Genomic DNA, 19,338 nt, shown 5'->3' on the forward strand with positions numbered 1-19,338 from the left:
AATAAATGACGTTTAAGCCATGAAACAAGCTAAATTCCTGCAAAAGACGAGTTTTAACGGGCGTATTTAAAGTGATAATCATAAGATATCTGGTGCGGGAGACGCTGAAGAGCCAACTGGCGATCCTCTTTATCCTTCTTCTGATCTTTTTCTGTCAGAAGCTGGTCAAGATCCTCGGCGCGGCGGTTGACGGTGAAATCCCAACAAATCTGGTGCTTTCTCTGCTCGGATTAGGCGTGCCTGAAATGGCACAGCTCATTCTGCCGTTAAGCCTTTTCCTCGGTTTACTGATGACGCTCGGTAAGCTGTATACCGAAAGTGAAATCACGGTGATGCACGCCTGCGGCTTAAGCAAAGCCGTGTTGGTGAAAGCGGCTATGGTGCTGGCGTTGTTCACGGGGATCGTTGCTGCCGTAAACGTCATGTGGGCAGGCCCGGCGTCATCCCGTCATCAGGACGAAGTGCTGGCGGAAGCAAAAGCTAACCCGGGGTTGGCCGCACTGGCACAGGGTCAGTTCCAGCAGGCCACCGACGGTAACTCTGTTCTCTTTATCGAAAGCGTTGACGGCAGCCGCTTTAACGATGTGTTTCTTGCTCAGTTGCGTACTAAAGGTAACGCCCGTCCTTCCGTGGTGGTCGCCGATTCTGGTCAACTGGCGCAGCGTAAAGATGGTTCACAGGTTGTGACGCTGAACAAAGGGACGCGCTTTGAAGGCACAGCGATGCTGCGCGATTTCCGTATCACCGATTTCCAGAACTACCAGGCCATTATTGGTCATCAGGCCGTCGCGCTCGATCCGACTGACACCGAACAGATGGATATGCGTACCCTGATCAACACCGATACCGATCGTGCGCGTGCTGAACTGCACTGGCGCATCACGCTGGTATTCACCGTGTTTATGATGGCATTGATGGTTGTTCCGCTGAGCGTGGTGAACCCGCGTCAGGGACGCGTGCTGTCGATGCTTCCGGCCATGCTGTTGTATCTGGTGTTCTTCCTGCTCCAGACGTCAATTAAGTCCAACGGTGGCAAAGGGAAAATTGACCCGGTTGTCTGGACCTGGGTAGTGAATGGTCTGTATCTGCTGCTGGCGGTGGGCCTCAACTTGTGGGATACGGTGCCAATGCGTCGAATCCGTGCCCGGTTTACGCGTAAAGGAGCCATCTAATGCAGGCATTTGGCGTTCTTGACCGCTATATCGGTAAAACGATTTTTACCACCATCATGATGACCCTGTTCATGCTGGTGTCGCTCTCCGGCATTATCAAGTTTGTCGACCAGCTGAAAAAAGCCGGGCAGGGGAGCTATGATGCGCTGGGCGCGGGGATGTATACCCTGCTCAGCGTGCCAAAAGACGTGCAAATCTTCTTCCCGATGGCGGCCTTGCTCGGCGCGCTGCTGGGGCTGGGGATGCTGGCGCAGCGTAGCGAACTGGTGGTGATGCAGGCTTCCGGCTTTACCCGTATGCAGGTTGCGCTGTCCGTCATGAAAACCGCGATCCCACTGGTGCTGTTGACCATGGCGATTGGCGAGTGGGTGGCGCCGCAGGGCGAACAGATGGCGCGTAACTACCGCGCTCAGGCCATGTACGGCGGCTCACTGCTCTCAACGCAGCAAGGTCTGTGGGCGAAAGACGGTAATAGCTTCGTCTATATCGAGCGCGTGAAAGGTGATGACGAACTGGGCGGTGTGAGTATTTACACCTTTAACGATGAACGTCGTTTGAAGTCTGTGCGTCACGCCTCCTCTGCAAAATTTGATGCTGAACACAAACAGTGGCGTCTCTCTCAGGTGGATGAGTCTGACCTGAACGATCCGAAACAGATCACCGGGACGCAGACGGTTTCCGGTACCTGGAAGACCAACCTGACGCCGGACAAGCTGGGCGTGGTTGCGCTGGACCCTGATGCGCTCTCTATCAGCGGCCTGCATAACTACGTGAAGTATCTGAAGTCGAGTGGACAAGACGCCGGGCGTTATCAGCTCAATATGTGGAGCAAAATTTTCCAGCCGATGTCTGTCGCGGTAATGATGCTAATGGCGCTGTCGTTTATCTTCGGTCCATTGCGTAGCGTGCCGATGGGCGTGCGCGTCGTGACCGGGATCAGCTTCGGCTTTGTGTTCTACGTCCTCGACCAGATCTTCGGTCCGTTGACGCTGGTTTACGGTATCCCGCCGATTATCGGCGCGCTGCTGCCAAGCGCCAGCTTCTTCCTGATCAGCCTCTGGCTGCTGCTAAAACGTTCCTGATTGTTCTCTCCTCGCTTCCGGTTTGCCGGAAGCGAGGCTAATCACCTGTTTCACCCCGCACTTTTTCTCACAACCTTCAACGCCTCGCCGCGAATTTGAGTATTATTGAGCGATAACGTCGTGAAGGGATCCCCTATGAAGCAAATTCGAATGCTGGCCCAGTATTACGTCGACCTGATGATGAAGCTCGGGCTGGTGCGTTTCTCCTTACTGCTGGCACTGGCGCTGGTCGTTCTGGCGATTGTCGTGCAAATGGCCGTGACCATGGTTCTTCATGGTCAGGTTGAAAGCATCGACGTGATCCGCTCTATTTTCTTCGGCCTGTTGATCACGCCGTGGGCGGTCTATTTCCTGTCGGTGGTAGTGGAGCAACTGGAGGAGTCCCGTCAGCGTTTATCAAAACTGGTGGATAAGCTGGAAGAGATGCGCGAGCGCGATCTCAAGCTTAACGTCCAGCTCAAGGATAATATTGCGCAGTTGAATCAGGAGATTTCGGACCGCGAGAAGGCTGAAGCTGAACGTCAGGCTACGCTGGAGCAACTGAAAATCGAGATGAAAGAGCGCGAAGTGACGCAGATCCAGCTCGAACAACAATCCTCTTTCCTGCGCTCCTTCCTGGATGCCTCGCCGGATTTGGTTTTCTATCGTAACGAAGATAAAGAATTCTCCGGCTGTAACCGCGCAATGGAGCTGCTGACCGGCAAAAGTGAAAAACAGCTGGTTAACCTCAAACCGCAGGATGTCTATTCCGAAGAAGCGGCTGCCAAAGTGATGGAGACGGATGAAAAAGTCTTCCGCCACAACGTGTCGCTCACCTATGAACAGTGGCTGGATTATCCCGACGGGCGTAAAGCCTGCTTTGAGATCCGCAAAGTGCCGTATTACGACCGCGTGGGGAAACGCCACGGGCTGATGGGCTTTGGCCGCGATATCACCGAGCGCAAGCGCTATCAGGATGCGCTGGAACGCGCCAGTCGCGACAAGACCACCTTTATCTCAACCATCAGCCACGAGCTGCGTACGCCGCTGAACGGCATCGTTGGGCTGAGCCGTATTCTTCTCGACACCGACCTGACCGGCGAGCAGGAAAAATACCTCAAAACGATCCATGTCTCGGCGGTCACGCTGGGCAATATCTTTAACGATATTATCGACATGGATAAAATGGAGCGCCGTAAGGTGCAGCTTGATAACCAGCCGGTGGATTTCACCGGTTTCCTGGCAGACCTGGAGAACCTCTCCGGCCTGCAGGCCCAGCAAAAAGGGCTGAGCTTTGTGATGGAGCCAACCCTGCCGCTGCCGCATAAAGTGGTCACGGACGGCACGCGCCTGCGCCAGATCCTGTGGAACTTGATCAGCAACGCCGTGAAGTTTACCCAGAAGGGGCGGGTTGCGGTGCGTATTCGCTATGACGAAGGGGATATGCTGCACTTCGAGGTTGAGGACTCGGGTATCGGCATTCCGCAGGAAGAGCAGGATAAGATCTTTGCCATGTACTACCAGGTAAAAGACAGTAACGGCGGTAAACCGGCGACCGGGACCGGTATTGGTCTGGCGGTGTCGAAACGTCTGGCGAAAAGCATGGGCGGTGATATCACGGTTGCCAGCCATCCGGGCAAAGGTTCAACCTTTACCCTGACGGTGCATGCGCCTGCGGTGGCTGAAGAGGTGGAAGATACCTTTGAGAACGACGATATGCCGCTGCCCGCTCTGCATGTTCTGCTGGTGGAGGACATCGAACTGAACGTGATTGTGGCGCGTTCCGTACTGGAAAAACTCGGTAACAGCGTGGATGTGGCGATGACAGGTAAAGCGGCGCTGGAGATGTTTACGCCTGGCGAGTATGACCTGGTCCTGCTGGATATTCAGCTTCCTGACATGACCGGGCTGGATATCTCCCGTGAGCTTACGCGCAAATATGCTGCCGATGAGCTGCCGCCGCTGGTGGCGCTGACGGCGAACGTACTGAAAGACAAAAAAGAGTACCTCGATGCCGGTATGGATGATGTGCTCAGCAAGCCGCTGGCGGTGCCTGCCCTGACCGCCATGATCAAGAAGTTCTGGGATACCCGTGATGAAGAGGAGAGCACCATGACGTCTGTTGATAGCGCGAAAGCACATACCCTACTCGATACCGCAATGCTGGAGCAGTATATCGAACTGGTGGGGCCAAAACTGATTACCGATGGTCTGGCAGTATTCGAAAAAATGATGCCGGGCTACTTGAGTGTGCTTGAGTCCAACCTGACGGCGCGCGATCGGAAAGGTATCGTTGAAGAGGGGCACAAAATCAAAGGTGCGGCCGGCTCGGTGGGGCTACGCCATCTTCAGCAGTTGGGTCAACAGATTCAATCGCCTGATTTACCTGCGTGGGAAGATAATGTTGGTGAATGGGTTGAAGAGATGAAACAAGAGTGGCAAAACGATGTGGCGGTACTGAAAGCCTGGGTGGATGCCAGAAAAAAATGACCCCGGCTTAACCGGGGTGCGCGAATACTGCGCCAACACCAGGGAAATCGTGGCTGCGCCTGATTTTTCGTGTTGTTTTCGCTTGGACGCCGCCTGAATATTGAGGCCGCACGCAGATAAGATAGCAAATCTTAAATGGTTTGTTACATGAATCAGTGAAATGTGTGAAGCATAGCGGTTTAATCAGAATTTTTAATGTGCTTCAGCAGGTTGCAAAGAAGGAACGTCATAATGAAAAAGATTGGTGTCGTGCTGAGCGGTTGTGGTGTTTACGACGGTTCAGAGATACATGAAGCCGTATTAACGCTGCTGGCATTATCTCGTCAGGGCGCTGAAGCGATCTGCTTCGCGCCGGATAAAAGCCAGGCGGATGTAATCAACCATCTTACCGGCGAGCCGATGGCGGAAACGCGTAACGTCCTGATTGAAGCCGCGCGTATCGCCCGGGGCGCTGTCCAACCCCTGTCGCAGGCTGATGCCTCAACGCTGGATGCGTTGATCGTGCCGGGTGGCTTTGGCGCAGCTAAAAATCTCAGCACTTTTGCTTCGGAAGGGGCAGAGTGCCATGTCGATCCCGATTTAAAACGGCTTGCCCTGGCGCTGCATGCAGCAGGCAAGCCACTGGGTTTCATCTGTATTGCCCCGGCCATGCTGCCCCGGATCTTTGACTTCCCGCTGCGCCTGACCATCGGGACCGATATTGATACCGCAGAGATCGTCGAAAATATGGGCGGCGAGCATGTTCCTTGTCCGGTGGATGATATTGTGGTCGATGAAGACAACAAGATCGTCACCACGCCCGCCTATATGCTGGCGCAATCCATCGCTGAAGCTGCTACGGGCATTGATAAGCTGGTGGACAGAGTGCTGGTTCTCTCGCAATGAGCCGTAAATTTGTTGCGGGTACGTGGATAAAACGTACCCTGTTACGCGTTGTGCTTGTACTGGCCGTCTTCTGGGGCGGAGGGATCGCCTTATTCAGCATTCTGCCGGTACCCTTTTCCGCCGTGATGGTTGAGCGTCAGCTCAGCGCGTGGTTGACCGGTGATTTCGGCTATGTCGCCCATTCGGACTGGGTAAGCATGGATGAGATCTCACCGTTCATGGGGCTGGCCGTGATTGCGGCAGAAGATCAGAAATTCCCGGAGCACTGGGGTTTTGACATGGCGGCCATCGAGAAGGCGCTCGCCCACAACGTGCGTCATGAAAATCGCGTGCGCGGTGCGTCGACGTTGTCGCAGCAGACGGCCAAAAACCTGTTTTTATGGGATGGTCGAAGCTGGGTGCGAAAAGGGCTGGAAGCGGGGTTAACCCTGGGGATGGAAACGGTCTGGAGCAAAAAGCGCATTCTGACCGTCTATCTCAACGTCGCTGAATTTGGCGACGGCATATTCGGCGTGGAAGCTGCCGCGCAGCGTTATTTCAATAAGCCAGCCAGCCGTCTGAGTATGTCAGAAGCGGCGCTATTGGCCGCTGTTTTACCGAATCCCATCCGTTTTAAAGCGAGTGCGCCGTCAGGGTACGTGCGAAGCCGTCAGGCGTGGATCATGCGCCAGATGCGTCAGCTAGGTGGGGAAGGGTTTATGCAGCGAAATAATCTTATGTAGGGCGGATAAGCGCAGTGCCACCCGCCTGACTGGCAGACCTTAATCTTCGTCGAACCCTGCGTTGAACAGCGCAATCACCGCCGCCAGCGCTTCCTCTTCCTGGGGGCCGGTGGCCTCGACTTCAATCTGGCGACCTTTCGCTGAGTCCAGCATCAGCAGCGCAATGACGCTATTCGCTTCAGCTTCAGTGCCTTCGTCATTGCGCAGCAAAACGTCTGCATCAAAACCCTGCATCAGTTCAAACAATTTCATTGCCGGGCGTGCATGCATGCCCAGCTTGTTGGTGATCTCAACGGTTTGTTTTACGGTCATGTTTTACGTTTTTCCAGCGTGCGATGACGGGACTGAACGTTCTTTCCGCGTGAGCGGAAGTAGTCGGCCAGCTGTTCGGCGATATAAACCGAACGATGTTTACCGCCGGTACAGCCAATCGCTACCGTCAGATAGCTACGATTGTTTGTCTCCAGCATAGGTAACCATAGCTCAAGGTAGCTTCGCGTCTGGTAGATAAAATTGTGAACTTCTGTGTGTCTGTCGAGGAAGGCCGCCACGGGCTTATCCAGACCGGTCATTGGACGAAGTTTGGGATCCCAGTGCGGGTTCGGCAGGAAGCGCACGTCGAAAACATAATCCGCATCGATAGGGATACCGTGCTTAAAGCCGAAGGATTCAAACACCATCGTCAATTCACGCTCGCGTTTACCCAGCAGACGGGTTCGCAGCATTTCCGCCAGTTCGTGCACGGACATTTCGGAGGTGTCAACAATCAGGTCGGCCCGGGAGCGCAGCGGTTCCAGCAGATCGCTCTCTTCGTCGATGGCACTTTCCAGCGAAAGGTTTTTACTGGAAAGCGGGTGCAAACGACGGGTATCGCTGTAGCGACGGATCAGGGTGTTACGATCGGCATCAAGGAACAACAGCTGAGGCGAGAAGCACTCTGGCAGATTGCTCATGGCCTGTTCAAAGACCTCTGGTGATTCTGGCATGTTACGGACATCGATGCTGACGGCGGCAGAAATTTGTCTGTCCGCTAGCGTCCGCGCCAGATCGGGCAACAGCACCACCGGCAGGTTATCTACGCAGTAAAAACCCATATCTTCCAGCGCGCGCAGGGCGACGGATTTCCCCGACCCCGAGCGACCGCTGACGATCATCAGCACCATGTTCCGTTTCTCCTCAGGACAACAGATGTGAATGCCATCTCCCGGTTACGCATCATCCTGATTGCCTTCTGCTTCAGTGATAATCTGGAAGAGCTCTTCATCACTTTGCGCTGAACGCAGTCGACGGCAAATGGTTTTATCGGCCAGGCGTTTAGCGACCAGCGACAACGTATGCAGATGGGTCTTTGTCTGGTCTGCTGGCACCAGCAGCGCGAAGAGGAGATCGACGGGCTGGTTATCAATGGCATCAAAGGCGATGGGTGTTTCAAGCTGCACAAACACGCCGACGGCACGCAAGGTGTCTTCTTCGAGTTTGCCATGCGGGATCGCGATGCCGTTGCCGATGCCGGTACTGCCCATTTTTTCACGGGTCAGGATAGCTTCGAACACCACCTGTGGCGGCAGGCCCAGCTGTTTTGCGGCCAGTTCACTGATGATCTCCAGCGCACGTTTTTTGCTCTGGCAGTGAACCCCACTGCGGGTACATTCCTGGTTAAGGACATTGCTCAGTTGAAGAGCCGAATCGTTGTTCATCATAATTTCACCTAAGCGCTAACTGTACAAATGGCCTGTTGTGTCGCACAACAGGCCGTCCTGCACCCGTTAACTGCCCGGACAATTAGTGTTGTTTCAGTTTATCTTTATGTTTATTGAGCTGTCGCGCAAGCTTATCAATCAAGCCGTCGATAGCCGCGTACATGTCTTGCCCTTCCGCACTGGCATGGAGTTCACCCCCGTTAACGTGCAGGGTTGCATCCGAGATATGAGTCACTTTCTCCACTTTCAACACAATATAGACCTGATTGATCCTTTCGAAATACTGTTCGAGCTTCGCGAACTTCGTGTTCAGAAACTCGCGTAAAGCCTCAGTAATCTCGACGTTGTGTCCTGTGATATTGAGCTGCATAGTGTCTTCCTTATCGGTTGTGTCAAACCAGTTGTTTACGCTGGTTAGACGGCGGAATGGATAAAGACTCTCGATACTTCGCAACAGTACGACGTGCCACCATAATACCCTGGTCGGACAGCATGGTGGTTAACTTACTGTCACTCAGTGGCTTCGCGGGGTTCTCCGCGGCGATCAACTTCTTCACCAGTGCGCGAATGGCCGTTGACGAGGCTTCGCCGCCGCCTTCGGTATTCACATGACTGGAGAAGAAATACTTAAGCTCAAAAATACCGCGTGGACTGTGCAGATACTTCTGCGTGGTCACGCGAGAAATGGTTGATTCATGCATCTCGACGGCCTGGGCGATGTCCGCCAGTACCATCGGTTTCATAAACTCTTCGCCCTGCTCAAAAAAAGCCTGCTGTTGTTCAACAATACAGCGGCTCACGCGCAGCAGCGTGTCATTTCGACTCTCCAGACTTTTAATCAGCCAGCGTGCTTCCTGCAAATTGCTACGAATATATTGATTATCGGAGTCATTGCGCGCGCTGGTGCACATGGAGGCGTACTGCTGGTTGATTTGCAGGCGAGGAATGCTGTCTGAGTTCAGCTCGACCACCCAGCGACCGTTGTGTTTTCTGACTAACACATCCGGAATGACATATTCCGGTTCGCTGGTCTGGATCGACTGGCCGGGACGCGGATCGAGAGACTGGATCAGATTCACCGCTTCTTTCAGCACCTCTTCCTTCAGGCGCGTGACGCGCATCAGGGCGCGGAAATCGTGATTCGCCAGCAGATCCAGATGATCGCTGATGATTAAGCGGGCTTCTTCAATCCACGGCGTCTCTTTGGCGAACTGCGACAGTTGGATCAGCAGGCAATCGCGGAGATCTTTCGCGGCCACACCGACCGGGTCGAAACGCTGAATGCGCTTCAGAACCGCTTCGATCTCTTCGAGTTCGATCTCGTCGTCGCCGATACTTTCCAGGATGTCGTCCAGGGTTACGGTTAAATAACCCGTATCGTCAACGGCATCGACAATCGAGGTCGCAATGGCGCGGTCGGTATCAGAGAAGGGGGTCAACTCCACTTGCCACATCAGGTAATCCTGTAGTGACTGGGTGGTTTCACCCTGATAAACCGGTAGCTCGTCGTCCTGGTAGTCTGCACGCGTGCCGGAAGGGGTTCCGGCGGTGTAGATTTCATCCCAGCTAGCGTCCAGCGGCAGCTCGTCCGGCATCTCTTTTTGTTCGAGCGCATCAGCGGTGTCGAGCGTTTCAGTGTCCTGCGTTTGCTGGGTTTCTACCTCGTCATGAAGATCGGTTTGCTCCAGCAACGGATTACTGTCCAGCGCCTGCTGGAGCTCCTGCTGGAGTTCTAACGTGGACAGCTGCAACAGACGAATCGCCTGCTGTAGCTGCGGCGTCATCGCCAGTTGTTGGCTGAGCCTTAATTGCAAACCTTGCTTCATGTTCAGAGCATTTTTCTCCGGTTCGGCGTTACGTTACCTCTACCCTATCAGAGTCTGAAGTCTTCCCCAAGGTACACGCGCTTAACATGCTCATCTTCGAGGATTTGCTGCGGTGTACCGTGGGCAATCAGATGGCCCTGGCTCACAATGTAGGCGCGTTCACAGACGGCCAGCGTTTCACGGACGTTGTGGTCGGTGATCAGCACGCCAAGCCCGCTGTCGCGCAGGTGTTCGATAATGCGTTTGATATCAATAACGGAGATCGGGTCAACGCCCGCGAAGGGTTCATCCAGCAGGATGAATTTCGGGTTGGCGGCCAGAGCACGTGCAATCTCGACACGACGACGCTCACCCCCGGACAACGCCTGACCAAGACTGTCGCGAAGATGTTCGATATGAAACTCTTCCATCAGCTCGTTGGCGCGGTCGGTGCGCTGCTCGCTGGTCAGGTCATCACGGATCTGCAGCACGGCCATCAGGTTGTCGTAGACGCTCAAACGACGAAAGATTGAGGCTTCCTGCGGCAGGTAGCCGATACCACGGCGCGCGCGTGCGTGCAGCGGCAGCAGGCTAATGTCTTCGTCATCAATGATGATGTTGCCAGCATCTCGCGGCACAATGCCCACCACCATGTAGAAGGTGGTGGTTTTCCCTGCACCGTTAGGGCCAAGCAAACCCACAATTTCGCCGGAGTTGACGGTCAGGCTGACATCTTCGACGACACGGCGGCCCTTATACGCTTTCGCGAGGTTTTTTGCAGTTAATGTTGCCATAACGAATTAGTTACTCTTCTTTTGTGCCGGAGCCTGGCCTTTGCCTTTATCCTGCAGCTGCGATGGAACCAGCACGGTGGTGACGCGTTTGCCTTTCTCGCTGGAGGCCTGCATTTTCTGTTCTTTGACCAGATAGGTGATCTTGTCGCCGGTAATATTGCTGTCCAACTGTTCCAGATAGGCGTTACCGGTCAGGATGACCAGATCCTTCGCCAGCTCATAGTGCATATGCGACGCGCGGCCTTTCACCGGTTTGCCGTTGTCCTGCATCTGGTAGAACGTGGCCGGATTACCATAACCATCAATAATCTCTTTGCCCTGCTCGCCGCCCGGACGGGTAACGACCACTTTATCGGCGTTAATTTTGATGGTGCCCTGGGTCATCACGACGTTACCGGTGAAGGTGACGACGTTACCTTGCATATCAAGGGACTGAGTGTCGGATTCGATATGAATCGGCTGTTCGGTATCGCCAGTCACAGCAATCGCGGGAAGACTGGCCGCCAGCAGTGCGCTGGCGATAATGGCTTTAAGGCTGAGTTTGTTTGTTTTGAATTTCATAGGAGGTTCTAACCTTTTCAATCAGCTCGGCGTTTTTGCTGCGTAAGTTCCCGCGCATTCTTAAACCGCTGGAATTAAATGTTGTGCCATACAGTGTGACCAAATCCTGCGAAGTCACGTCCTGGGTCACCAGGTTGATCTGGGCGTTATCCGTCGTAATTTTGCGCAGCTGTGAGTCAGCGGTCAGGGCGTTGACTTCAACGTGGCCGTACAGATAAAGCATACGGTCATTTGTCAGTTTTGCCCGGTCTGACTTAATTGACCATGTCGGGGTTTTGTCAGTATCAAAAGTGGTCATCACCGGTTGGGTAAACCACGAGATACCGTCATCGGAAAAATATTCCACATGCTGGGCAATCAGGCGATAGTTCAGCGCACCTTCAGGGCTGTACACCACAGTATCACTGTGATCGCTTTTATAGGTTGGATCGCTCGTATTAACCACTTCTGTTTGTGCATCGTCACGGTCGGCAAGGTTCACGCCAATCAGTACCAATGCGACAAGCGAAAGCAGAATGATAACCCAACGTCTGGTTTTACTCATATCGATTGCCCTTTGGCCTCATCAAGCTTGCCCTGCGCGAGCAGAAGCAGATCGCAGACTTCACGGACCGCCCCACGTCCACCGTTGATCCGGGTGACGTAATCCGCGCGTGGGAGAAGCAGCGGATGCGCGTCAGCAACCGCTACGCTCAGACCCACTTCCGCCATCACCGGCCAGTCGATCAAATCATCGCCAACATAGGCCACGTTCTCAGGTGCGATTGCCAGCTTCGCCAGCAAATCGTTAAAGGCGACCATTTTGTCGGACTGCCCCTGATACAAATGGGTAATGCCCAGCGTTTCGCAGCGGTCTTCTAAAAGTTTAGCTTTCCGTCCGGTGATAATAGCAACTTCAATGCCGGACGTGAGCGCGCAACGAATGCCGTACCCGTCGCGAACGTTAAATGCTTTCAGCTCTTCGCCGCTATTGCCCATATAAATCAGGCCATCGGAGAGCACGCCATCCACATCAAGGATCAACAGACGGATGTTTTCCGCCTTTGCCATCATGTGCGCGCTTACCGGACCATAACAGGTTGCAAGGGATGCACCCGCATTACTCATTGTCTCATCCTTCATTACACTACGCCTGCGCGCAGAAGATCATGCATATGTACCACACCCAGCAACTGGTCGCCATCGGCAACCATCACTGCGGTAACATGACGGGACTGCATCAGGTTCAGGACATCTACTGCAAGGATCCCCGGACGCACGCGAATTCCGCCTGGCGTCATGACGTCTGCGATACCCAATGTGCGAACGTCCACGCCCATATCGAACACCCGGCGTAAGTCGCCGTCGGTGAATATTCCCTGAATTTTCATCAGATCGTCGCACACCACCGTCATACCCAGATTTTTACGGGTAATTTCCAGTAACGCGTCGCGCAGGGAAGCCTCTTTGCTGACGTGAGGGATCTCATCGCCCGTGTGCATAATATCGTTGACCCTGAGCAGCAGCTTACGGCCAAGCGCACCGCCTGGGTGAGAAAGCGCAAAATCTTCAGGGGTAAAACCACGGGCTTCAAGCAGCGCAACGGCAAGGGCATCGCCCATCACCAGTGCTGCTGTCGTGCTGGACGTTGGCGCAAGACCAAGCGGGCAGGCTTCTTTGGGCACTTTTACGCACAGATGAATATCCGCTGCACGCGCCATGCTGCTTTCCGGGCGGCTGGTCATACAGATAAGGGGGACCTGTAGTCTCTTCAGTACCGGGATCAGGGCCAGGATCTCATTGGATTCACCGGAATTCGACAGTGCGATAACCACGTCCTGTGGGGTGACCATCCCGAGGTCGCCGTGCGCGGCTTCCCCTGGGTGCACGAAGAACGATGACGTTCCCGTGCTGGCAAAGGTCGCTGCCATTTTGCGTCCAATGTGGCCGGACTTGCCCATTCCCATTACCACGACTTTACCGGCACAGTAGAGTATTTTCTCACATGCCAGACTAAAATCCTGATTAATGTACTGATCTAACTGCGCCAGTCCTTCACGTTCAATCTCCAGAACCTCTTTCCCTGCTTTCTGAAAGTCAAAACCCGGCTGCAATTCTATTTGCGACATAATGCGTTTCCGTTTACCTAGAGAGAAGCGGCGAAAGCCAGTACAGCATCGCCATCCATACGATAAATCCACCTGTCAGCAGTGCACCTGCGCCTTTGCCTATTTGTCGTTGCCGCCGCCAGCAGAGCAGGGCAAAAATGACGCTGACAAGCAACATCACTCCGTAATCGCGCGTGAACGCCATCGGGTTAAACGGCCCCGGTGAGATCAGGGCTGGCAGGCCCGTCACGATCGCGATATTGAAAATATTCGAGCCGATGATATTACCAATGGCGATATCATCTTCACCTTTGCGCGCGCCCGCGATGGCGGTGGCCAGCTCAGGCAGACTGGTACCGATAGCAATCACCGTCAGGCCGATTGTCAGTTCGCTCATGGCGAAATAGTTTGCCAGCACCGTCGCGTTATCGACGACCATGCGCGTTGCCATCGGCATAATGATTAGCGCGACGCCCAGCCACAATAACGCCACAGGCAGCGTACCTTCACGCGGGAGTTCGGCAACCTGTTCTCGGGTCAGGCTGTCGTGCCCCTGTTTTTCTGCCTGACGGGCGATTTTAACACTATACAGCAGCCATATCCCGGCGAGGGCGAGCAAGAAAATGCCATCATCGTAGCTCAGCACCCCGTCATACAGCACATAGCCCGCCAGCAAACTTACGATTAACATTAGCGGCAATTCACGGCGCAGAACATCGGAATGCACGCGAAATGGGTGCAGCAATGCGGCTAAACCTAAAATCAGTAGGATATTGACGATGTTGGAGCCAATCGCGGTGCCAATAGCAAGGTCTGTCTGGTCATGCAGCGATGCCGTGACAGAGACGATGATTTCAGGGAGTGAGGTGCCGACGCTAACAACCGTCATTCCGATGACGAGAGGGGGGACGCCAATCAGTCGGCACAAAATTGATGCGGCAAACACTAAACGGTCAGCACTGTAGACCACCAAAAGTAAACCAATTATTAACAGTGCTGTTGCTAAAAGCATCAAAAGTCCTTTCTTCAGGTATACTTGCCGGTCCACCGCGCAGGAATTGTTGGCGCTGCATACAGCCTGAGTCGTAACGAATTCCTAATTTTGACTTTATGCGCCGGAAAAGTAAAACAAATGCCAGCTTTCGCTAACCTCTACAGGCAATATTCTGTAAAAATGTGGCGTTTAGGGCTGATTTAAGCCTCATGCTTAGCCTGAGGCAGGGTAAGAAAGGAACCATAAATGAGCCAAACGATGGCGAATTTAGTCGATGTCCGTGGTGTCAGTTTCTCTCGCGGCAACCGATTGATATTTGATGATATTTCGCTGACTGTGCCGCATGGCAAAATCACCGCCATTATGGGCCCGTCAGGGATCGGTAAAACGACGTTGCTGCGTCTTATTGGGGGGCAAATTCCCCCGGACGGCGGCGAAATCCTCTTCGACGGCGAGAACGTCCCGGAGATGTCGCGCTCGCGTCTGTATACCGTCCGCAAACGCATGAGCATGCTCTTTCAGTCGGGGGCTTTGTTCACGGATATGAACGTCTTTGACAACGTGGCGTACCCGCTGCGTGAACATACCCATCTGCCGCCCGAACTGCTGAAAAGCACCGTCATGATGAAGCTTGAAGCCGTTGGTCTGCGGGGCGCGGCGAAACTGATGCCGTCTGAACTCTCTGGCGGTATGGCGCGCCGTGCCGCGCTGGCGCGTGCCATTGCGCTTGAACCCGATTTAATCATGTTTGACGAACCGTTTGTGGGACAAGACCCTATCACCATGGGTGTGCTGGTGAAGTTAATTTCTGAATTAAACAGCGCGCTGGGCGTCACCTGCATTGTGGTATCTCACGATGTGCCGGAAGTGTTGAGCATTGCCGATTACGCCTACATCGTGGCGGACAAAAAGATCGTCGCACACGGTAGCGCCCAGGCGCTGCAGGAAAATTGCGATCCACGGGTGCGGCAGTTCCTCGACGGTATTGCCGATGGCCCTGTGCCATTCCGCTACCCGGCTGGCGACTATCGTGACGATTTACTGGGAATAGGGAGTTAAGCCACTCATGCTGTTAAATGCGTTGGCTGCGCTCGGACACCGTGGCATAAAAACCATCAGGACGTTCGGGCGTGCCGGATTGATGTTATTCAACGCGCTGGTCGGCAAACCGGAATTCCGCAAGCACGCGCCTTTACTGGTGCGGCAACTTTATAATGTCGGCGTGTTGTCGATGCTGATCATCATCGTGTCCGGTCTGTTTATTGGTATGGTGCTTGGGCTGCAAGGCTACCTGGTGCTGACAACCTACAGTGCGGAAACCAGCCTCGGAATGCTGGTGGCGCTCTCGCTACTGCGTGAGCTGGGGCCGGTTGTTGCTGCGCTGCTGTTCGCCGGACGCGCGGGCTCTGCCTTAACGGCAGAAATCGGATTGATGCGCGCCACCGAGCAACTTTCCAGTATGGAAATGATGGCGGTCGATCCGCTGCGTCGCGTCATCTCACCACGTTTTTGGGCGGGTGTGATTTCGTTACCGCTGCTGACTATCCTCTTTGTGGCGGTCGGTATCTGGGGTGGGTCGTTAGTCGGCGTGCACTGGAAAGGGATTGATGCCGGTTTCTTCTGGTCCGCGATGCAGGACGCCATCGACCTGCGGATGGATCTTGTGAACTGTCTAATCAAGAGCGTGGTCTTTGCCATTACGGTCACCTGGATTGCGTTATTCAACGGGTATGATGCTATTCCAACCTCGGCAGGCATCAGCCGTGCAACGACACGTACCGTCGTTCATTCGTCGCTGGCCGTACTGGGTCTGGATTTTGTGCTCACCGCACTGATGTTTGGGAATTGAGTTCATGCAAACGAGAAAAAATGAAATTTGGGTTGGCGTATTCCTGTTACTGGCGCTGCTGGCAGCCCTGTTTATCTGCCTGAGAGCGGCGGATATCACCTCTGTCCGCACCGAGCCGACGTATCGCGTTTATGCCACCTTCGATAACATCGGTGGCCTGAAGGCGCGCTCACCGGTCCGTATTGGCGGCGTGGTGATTGGACGCGTATCAGACATTACGCTGGATGAGAAAACCTATCTGCCGCGCGTAGCGATGGATATTGAAGAGCGTTATAACCACATTCCTGATACCAGCTCGCTCTCCATCCGTACCTCCGGTCTGCTTGGCGAACAATATCTGGCACTTAACGTTGGCTTTGAAGATCCTGAGCTGGGAACGACTATCCTTAAAGAGGGGAGCGTGATCCAGGATACGAAGTCTGCGATGGTGCTGGAAGATATGATTGGTCAGTTCCTTTACAACAGTAAAGGGGATGATAAAAAGTCTGACGCTGCCCCTGCGCAGAGTGAAGACCCTACCAATGTTGCGCCAACCCCTGGTGCTGCGAATTAATTTCAGGAGAAGTCATTCATGTTTAAACGACTGCTAATGGTTGCCATGCTGGTCATTGCCCCTCTCACTGCGGCACAGGCTGCAGATCAGAGCAACCCGTACAAACAGATGGACGCGGCCGCGAAGAAAACCTTCGATCGTCTTAAAAACGAACAGCCGAAGATTCGTGCTAATCCTGATTACCTGCGTGATGTGGTCGATCAGGAACTGTTGCCGTATGTGCAGATCAAATATGCAGGCGCGCTGGTGCTGGGCCGTTACTACAAAGATGCGACCCCTGCACAGCGTGAGGCTTACTTTGCTGCGTTCCGTGAATACCTGAAACAGGCTTACGGCCAGGCGCTGGCCATGTACCACGGCCAGACCTACCAGATTGCGCCTGAACAGCCGCTGGGCGATGCCACCATCGTGCCTATCCGCGTGACGATTAACGATCCTAACGGCCGTCCGCCGGTTCGTCTGGACTTCCAGTGGCGTAAAAACAGCCAGACTGGAAACTGGCAGGCGTATGACATGATTGCCGAAGGGGTGAGCATGATCACCACCAAACAGAATGAGTGGAGCGACCTGCTGCGCACGAAAGGCATTGATGGCCTGACCGCACAGCTGCAGTCTATCTCTCGTCAGAAAATTACCCTGGACGAGAAAAAGTAATGTCGCAGCAACTGAGCTGGTCGCGTGAAGGCGAGACGTTAAAGCTGTCTGGTGAGCTCGATCAGGATCTGCTGAACCCGCTGTGGGATAAACGCCACGAAGCCATGCAGGGCGTGACGCTGATTGATTTAAGCGATGTCTCGCGGGTCGATACGGCGGGTGTTGCGCTGCTCACCCATCTGATCGCAGTGGGTAAAACGCAGGGAGCAAGCGTCAGGCTTCACGGCGCGAGCGATAACGTCATGACCCTGGCGCAGCTTTATAACCTGCCTCAGGACGTTTTACCGCACTAATATTTTCAGTGCGTTACTTCTGAAAGCCCTGACAGTTTCATCGTCGGGGCTTTTTGCTTGTTTAAGACGACGCCACTTTGCTCTAAGATGTTGGGCTTGTTTTCACTATCAGATGATATAGACCCCATGGAAAATAATGAAATCCAGGCAGTGCTGATGAATGCACTCACCCTTCAGGAAGTCCACGTCTCAGGCGATGGCAGTCACTTCCAGGTTATTGCTGTGGGTGAGATCTTTGACGGGATGAGTCGTGTGAAGAAACAGCAGGCTGTCTATGCGCCGCTGATGGAATACATTGCGGATAACCGCATCCACGCCCTGTCGATTAAAGCGTTCACCCCGCAAGAGTGGGCACGCGATCGCAAACTAAACGGTTTTTGAGCTGAGGGCGAGACGCCCGCAGCACGGTTGAATTTATAAGAGAGCAATTACATGGACAAATTTCGTGTACAGGGGCCAACGCGTCTCCAGGGCGAAGTCACAATTTCTGGCGCAAAAAACGCTGCGCTGCCCATCCTCTTTGCTGCATTGCTCGCGGAAGAGCCGGTAGAAATTCAGAACGTACCTAAGCTGAAAGATATCGACACCACCATGAAGTTGCTCACCCAGTTGGGCACGAAAGTCGAGCGTAACGGCTCCGTCTGGATCGACGCCAGCAACGTGAACAACTTCTCTGCGCCATACGATCTGGTGAAAACCATGCGCGCATCCATCTGGGCGCTTGGCCCCCTGGTGGCGCGTTTTGGTCAGGGTCAGGTATCACTGCCGGGCGGCTGCGCCATTGGTGCGCGTCCGGTTGACCTGCACATCTTTGGCCTGGAGAAACTGGGCGCGGAGATCAAACTGGAAGAAGGTTACGTTAAGGCGTCCGTTAACGGTCGTCTGAAAGGTGCGCACATTGTCATGGACAAAGTGAGCGTGGGTGCTACCGTCACCATTATGTCTGCGGCGACGCTGGCAGAAGGCACGACCATCATCGAAAACGCCGCACGTGAACCGGAAATTGTGGATACCGCAAACTTCCTCGTGGCGCTGGGTGCGAAGATTTCCGGCCAGGGTACTGACCGCATCACCATCGAAGGCGTTGAACGCCTGGGCGGCGGTGTCTATCGCGTTCTGCCGGACCGTATCGAAACCGGTACCTTCCTGGTCGCTGCGGCAATCTCTGGCGGAAAGATTGTTTGTCGCAACGCACAGCCTGATACCCTGGATGCGGTGCTGGCTAAACTGCGCGATGCGGGTGCGGATATCGAAATCGGCGAAGACTGGATCAGCCTTGATATGCACGGCCAGCGTCCAAAAGCCGTCAATGTGCGTACTGCACCGCATCCTGCGTTCCCGACGGACATGCAGGCTCAGTTTACGCTGTTAAACCTGGTTGCTGAAGGCACTGGCTTCATCACTGAAACCATCTTCGAGAACCGCTTCATGCACGTACCGGAACTCATCCGTATGGGCGCACACGCTGAGATCGAAAGCAACACGGTCATTTGCCACGGCGTGGAAAAACTGTCTGGTGCGCAGGTGATGGCAACCGATCTTCGCGCGTCTGCAAGCCTGGTGCTGGCGGGGTGTATCGCGGAAGGGACGACCGTTGTTGACCGTATCTACCACATCGATCGTGGCTATGAGCGTATCGAAGACAAACTGCGCGCGCTGGGTGCAAATATCGAGCGTGTGAAAGGCGAGTAATCGTTCTTGCCCCCCCCTGGCCTGTA

The 19,338-nt window shown here is 54.2% G+C and carries 23 protein-coding genes; 12 read left to right on the top strand and 11 right to left on the bottom strand.

The window, feature by feature from the left end:
* The first annotated feature begins 71 nt into the window (after positions 1–71).
* From lptF to mtgA, 5 genes are all read left to right on the top strand, one after another.
* Positions 72–1,172, top strand: a complete 1,101-nt coding sequence (lptF, locus tag KW829_RS11305; RefSeq protein WP_089597752.1) for an LPS export ABC transporter permease LptF — start codon at positions 72–74, stop codon at positions 1,170–1,172.
* Entirely contained in the window at positions 1,172–2,254 is a 1,083-nt protein-coding gene (gene lptG, locus KW829_RS11310; RefSeq protein WP_010436079.1) for an LPS export ABC transporter permease LptG, read from the top strand. The genes lptF and lptG overlap by 1 nt, the downstream gene beginning before the upstream one ends.
* Positions 2,255–2,389: 135 nt before the next feature.
* A complete protein-coding gene (gene arcB, locus KW829_RS11315) occupies positions 2,390–4,723 on the top strand; it encodes an aerobic respiration two-component sensor histidine kinase ArcB (protein ID WP_218308247.1) in 2,334 nt (777 codons plus the stop codon).
* Positions 4,724–4,954: 231 nt separating this feature from the next.
* Positions 4,955–5,608, top strand: a complete 654-nt coding sequence (gene elbB, locus KW829_RS11320; RefSeq protein ID WP_218308248.1) for an isoprenoid biosynthesis glyoxalase ElbB — start codon at positions 4,955–4,957, stop codon at positions 5,606–5,608.
* Positions 5,605–6,330 carry a monofunctional biosynthetic peptidoglycan transglycosylase gene (gene mtgA, locus KW829_RS11325; RefSeq protein ID WP_218308249.1) on the top strand — a complete coding sequence of 242 codons (726 nt, stop codon included), beginning with the start codon at positions 5,605–5,607 and terminating at the stop codon, positions 6,328–6,330. The genes elbB and mtgA overlap by 4 nt, the downstream gene beginning before the upstream one ends.
* A 39-nt stretch (positions 6,331–6,369) precedes the next feature.
* Here the strand turns inward: mtgA and npr are convergent, their stop codons facing one another.
* The 11 genes from npr to KW829_RS11380 form a co-directional block, all read right to left on the bottom strand.
* Complete coding sequence (gene npr, locus KW829_RS11330; RefSeq protein WP_010436067.1) at positions 6,370–6,642, bottom strand: PTS phosphocarrier protein NPr; 273 nt, start codon at positions 6,640–6,642, stop codon at positions 6,370–6,372.
* Positions 6,639–7,493, bottom strand: coding sequence for an RNase adapter RapZ (rapZ, locus tag KW829_RS11335; protein WP_010436066.1), 855 nt, complete (start codon positions 7,491–7,493; stop codon positions 6,639–6,641). The genes npr and rapZ overlap by 4 nt, the downstream gene beginning before the upstream one ends.
* A gap of 45 nt (positions 7,494–7,538) precedes the next feature.
* Positions 7,539–8,030 (bottom strand): PTS IIA-like nitrogen regulatory protein PtsN, encoded by a 492-nt coding sequence (ptsN, locus tag KW829_RS11340; protein ID WP_010436064.1) that lies wholly within the window; start codon positions 8,028–8,030, stop codon positions 7,539–7,541.
* 82 nt (positions 8,031–8,112) lie between these two features.
* Positions 8,113–8,400: a ribosome hibernation promoting factor gene (gene hpf, locus KW829_RS11345; RefSeq protein WP_010436063.1), complete on the bottom strand. Its 288-nt coding sequence runs from the start codon at positions 8,398–8,400 to the stop codon at positions 8,113–8,115.
* A gap of 22 nt (positions 8,401–8,422) precedes the next feature.
* On the bottom strand, positions 8,423–9,856 hold the full coding sequence (rpoN, locus tag KW829_RS11350; RefSeq protein ID WP_218308250.1) for an RNA polymerase factor sigma-54: 1,434 nt from the start codon (positions 9,854–9,856) through the stop codon (positions 8,423–8,425).
* Between the two features lie 47 nt (positions 9,857–9,903).
* On the bottom strand, positions 9,904–10,629 hold the full coding sequence (gene lptB, locus KW829_RS11355; protein ID WP_010436061.1) for an LPS export ABC transporter ATP-binding protein: 726 nt from the start codon (positions 10,627–10,629) through the stop codon (positions 9,904–9,906).
* 6 nt (positions 10,630–10,635) lie between these two features.
* Positions 10,636–11,190 carry a lipopolysaccharide ABC transporter substrate-binding protein LptA gene (lptA, locus tag KW829_RS11360; RefSeq protein WP_010436059.1) on the bottom strand — a complete coding sequence of 185 codons (555 nt, stop codon included), beginning with the start codon at positions 11,188–11,190 and terminating at the stop codon, positions 10,636–10,638.
* On the bottom strand, positions 11,159–11,734 hold the full coding sequence (gene lptC, locus KW829_RS11365; RefSeq protein ID WP_148401074.1) for an LPS export ABC transporter periplasmic protein LptC: 576 nt from the start codon (positions 11,732–11,734) through the stop codon (positions 11,159–11,161). Before lptC ends, lptA begins: the two co-directional genes overlap by 32 nt.
* Positions 11,731–12,297 (bottom strand): 3-deoxy-manno-octulosonate-8-phosphatase KdsC, encoded by a 567-nt coding sequence (gene kdsC / locus KW829_RS11370; RefSeq protein ID WP_010436057.1) that lies wholly within the window; start codon positions 12,295–12,297, stop codon positions 11,731–11,733. The genes lptC and kdsC overlap by 4 nt, the downstream gene beginning before the upstream one ends.
* Before the next feature lie 14 nt (positions 12,298–12,311).
* Positions 12,312–13,298: an arabinose-5-phosphate isomerase KdsD gene (kdsD, locus tag KW829_RS11375; protein ID WP_218308251.1), complete on the bottom strand. Its 987-nt coding sequence runs from the start codon at positions 13,296–13,298 to the stop codon at positions 12,312–12,314.
* 13 nt (positions 13,299–13,311) lie between these two features.
* The gene (locus KW829_RS11380; protein ID WP_218308252.1) at positions 13,312–14,289 is read right to left on the bottom strand and encodes a calcium/sodium antiporter; all 978 of its coding nucleotides are present in this window, start codon (positions 14,287–14,289) and stop codon (positions 13,312–13,314) included.
* A gap of 228 nt (positions 14,290–14,517) precedes the next feature.
* Between KW829_RS11380 and mlaF the strand changes: the two genes are divergently transcribed.
* From mlaF to murA, 7 genes are all read left to right on the top strand, one after another.
* Positions 14,518–15,330, top strand: coding sequence for a phospholipid ABC transporter ATP-binding protein MlaF (mlaF, locus tag KW829_RS11385; protein WP_010436047.1), 813 nt, complete (start codon positions 14,518–14,520; stop codon positions 15,328–15,330).
* 7 nt (positions 15,331–15,337) lie between these two features.
* On the top strand, positions 15,338–16,120 hold the full coding sequence (gene mlaE / locus KW829_RS11390) for a lipid asymmetry maintenance ABC transporter permease subunit MlaE (RefSeq protein ID WP_010436044.1): 783 nt from the start codon (positions 15,338–15,340) through the stop codon (positions 16,118–16,120).
* 4 nt (positions 16,121–16,124) lie between these two features.
* A complete protein-coding gene (mlaD, locus tag KW829_RS11395) occupies positions 16,125–16,673 on the top strand; it encodes an outer membrane lipid asymmetry maintenance protein MlaD (RefSeq protein WP_218308253.1) in 549 nt (182 codons plus the stop codon).
* A gap of 18 nt (positions 16,674–16,691) precedes the next feature.
* Entirely contained in the window at positions 16,692–17,327 is a 636-nt protein-coding gene (gene mlaC, locus KW829_RS11400) for a phospholipid-binding protein MlaC (protein WP_010436040.1), read from the top strand.
* Positions 17,327–17,620, top strand: coding sequence for a lipid asymmetry maintenance protein MlaB (gene mlaB / locus KW829_RS11405; protein ID WP_010436037.1), 294 nt, complete (start codon positions 17,327–17,329; stop codon positions 17,618–17,620). The genes mlaC and mlaB overlap by 1 nt, the downstream gene beginning before the upstream one ends.
* A gap of 126 nt (positions 17,621–17,746) precedes the next feature.
* A complete protein-coding gene (gene ibaG / locus KW829_RS11410) occupies positions 17,747–18,001 on the top strand; it encodes a BolA family iron metabolism protein IbaG (protein ID WP_010436035.1) in 255 nt (84 codons plus the stop codon).
* Positions 18,002–18,052: 51 nt separating this feature from the next.
* Positions 18,053–19,312, top strand: coding sequence for a UDP-N-acetylglucosamine 1-carboxyvinyltransferase (gene murA / locus KW829_RS11415; protein WP_089597743.1), 1,260 nt, complete (start codon positions 18,053–18,055; stop codon positions 19,310–19,312).
* Positions 19,313–19,338: the final 26 nt, after the last annotated feature.

This window comes from Enterobacter sp. ENT02 (assembly GCF_019219165.1).
Lineage (GTDB): Bacteria > Pseudomonadota > Gammaproteobacteria > Enterobacterales > Enterobacteriaceae > Enterobacter > Enterobacter mori.

Bases quoted from the DNA above. Each gene is read 5' to 3' on its own strand.
- lptG (WP_010436079.1), top strand. From the start codon at position 1,172: ATGCAGGCATTTGGCGTTCTTGACCGCTATATCGGTAAAACGATTTTT.
- arcB (WP_218308247.1), top strand. From the start codon at position 2,390: ATGAAGCAAATTCGAATGCTGGCCCAGTATTACGTCGACCTGATGATG.
- elbB (WP_218308248.1), top strand. From the start codon at position 4,955: ATGAAAAAGATTGGTGTCGTGCTGAGCGGTTGTGGTGTTTACGACGGT.
- mtgA (WP_218308249.1), top strand. From the start codon at position 5,605: ATGAGCCGTAAATTTGTTGCGGGTACGTGGATAAAACGTACCCTGTTA.
- npr (WP_010436067.1), bottom strand. From the start codon at position 6,642: ATGACCGTAAAACAAACCGTTGAGATCACCAACAAGCTGGGCATGCAT.
- rapZ (WP_010436066.1), bottom strand. From the start codon at position 7,493: ATGGTGCTGATGATCGTCAGCGGTCGCTCGGGGTCGGGGAAATCCGTC.
- ptsN (WP_010436064.1), bottom strand. From the start codon at position 8,030: ATGATGAACAACGATTCGGCTCTTCAACTGAGCAATGTCCTTAACCAG.
- hpf (WP_010436063.1), bottom strand. From the start codon at position 8,400: ATGCAGCTCAATATCACAGGACACAACGTCGAGATTACTGAGGCTTTA.
- rpoN (WP_218308250.1), bottom strand. From the start codon at position 9,856: ATGAAGCAAGGTTTGCAATTAAGGCTCAGCCAACAACTGGCGATGACG.
- lptB (WP_010436061.1), bottom strand. From the start codon at position 10,629: ATGGCAACATTAACTGCAAAAAACCTCGCGAAAGCGTATAAGGGCCGC.
- lptA (WP_010436059.1), bottom strand. From the start codon at position 11,190: ATGAAATTCAAAACAAACAAACTCAGCCTTAAAGCCATTATCGCCAGC.
- lptC (WP_148401074.1), bottom strand. From the start codon at position 11,734: ATGAGTAAAACCAGACGTTGGGTTATCATTCTGCTTTCGCTTGTCGCA.
- kdsC (WP_010436057.1), bottom strand. From the start codon at position 12,297: ATGAGTAATGCGGGTGCATCCCTTGCAACCTGTTATGGTCCGGTAAGC.
- kdsD (WP_218308251.1), bottom strand. From the start codon at position 13,298: ATGTCGCAAATAGAATTGCAGCCGGGTTTTGACTTTCAGAAAGCAGGG.
- KW829_RS11380 (WP_218308252.1), bottom strand. From the start codon at position 14,289: ATGCTTTTAGCAACAGCACTGTTAATAATTGGTTTACTTTTGGTGGTC.
- mlaF (WP_010436047.1), top strand. From the start codon at position 14,518: ATGAGCCAAACGATGGCGAATTTAGTCGATGTCCGTGGTGTCAGTTTC.
- mlaE (WP_010436044.1), top strand. From the start codon at position 15,338: ATGCTGTTAAATGCGTTGGCTGCGCTCGGACACCGTGGCATAAAAACC.
- mlaD (WP_218308253.1), top strand. From the start codon at position 16,125: ATGCAAACGAGAAAAAATGAAATTTGGGTTGGCGTATTCCTGTTACTG.
- mlaC (WP_010436040.1), top strand. From the start codon at position 16,692: ATGTTTAAACGACTGCTAATGGTTGCCATGCTGGTCATTGCCCCTCTC.
- mlaB (WP_010436037.1), top strand. From the start codon at position 17,327: ATGTCGCAGCAACTGAGCTGGTCGCGTGAAGGCGAGACGTTAAAGCTG.
- ibaG (WP_010436035.1), top strand. From the start codon at position 17,747: ATGGAAAATAATGAAATCCAGGCAGTGCTGATGAATGCACTCACCCTT.
- murA (WP_089597743.1), top strand. From the start codon at position 18,053: ATGGACAAATTTCGTGTACAGGGGCCAACGCGTCTCCAGGGCGAAGTC.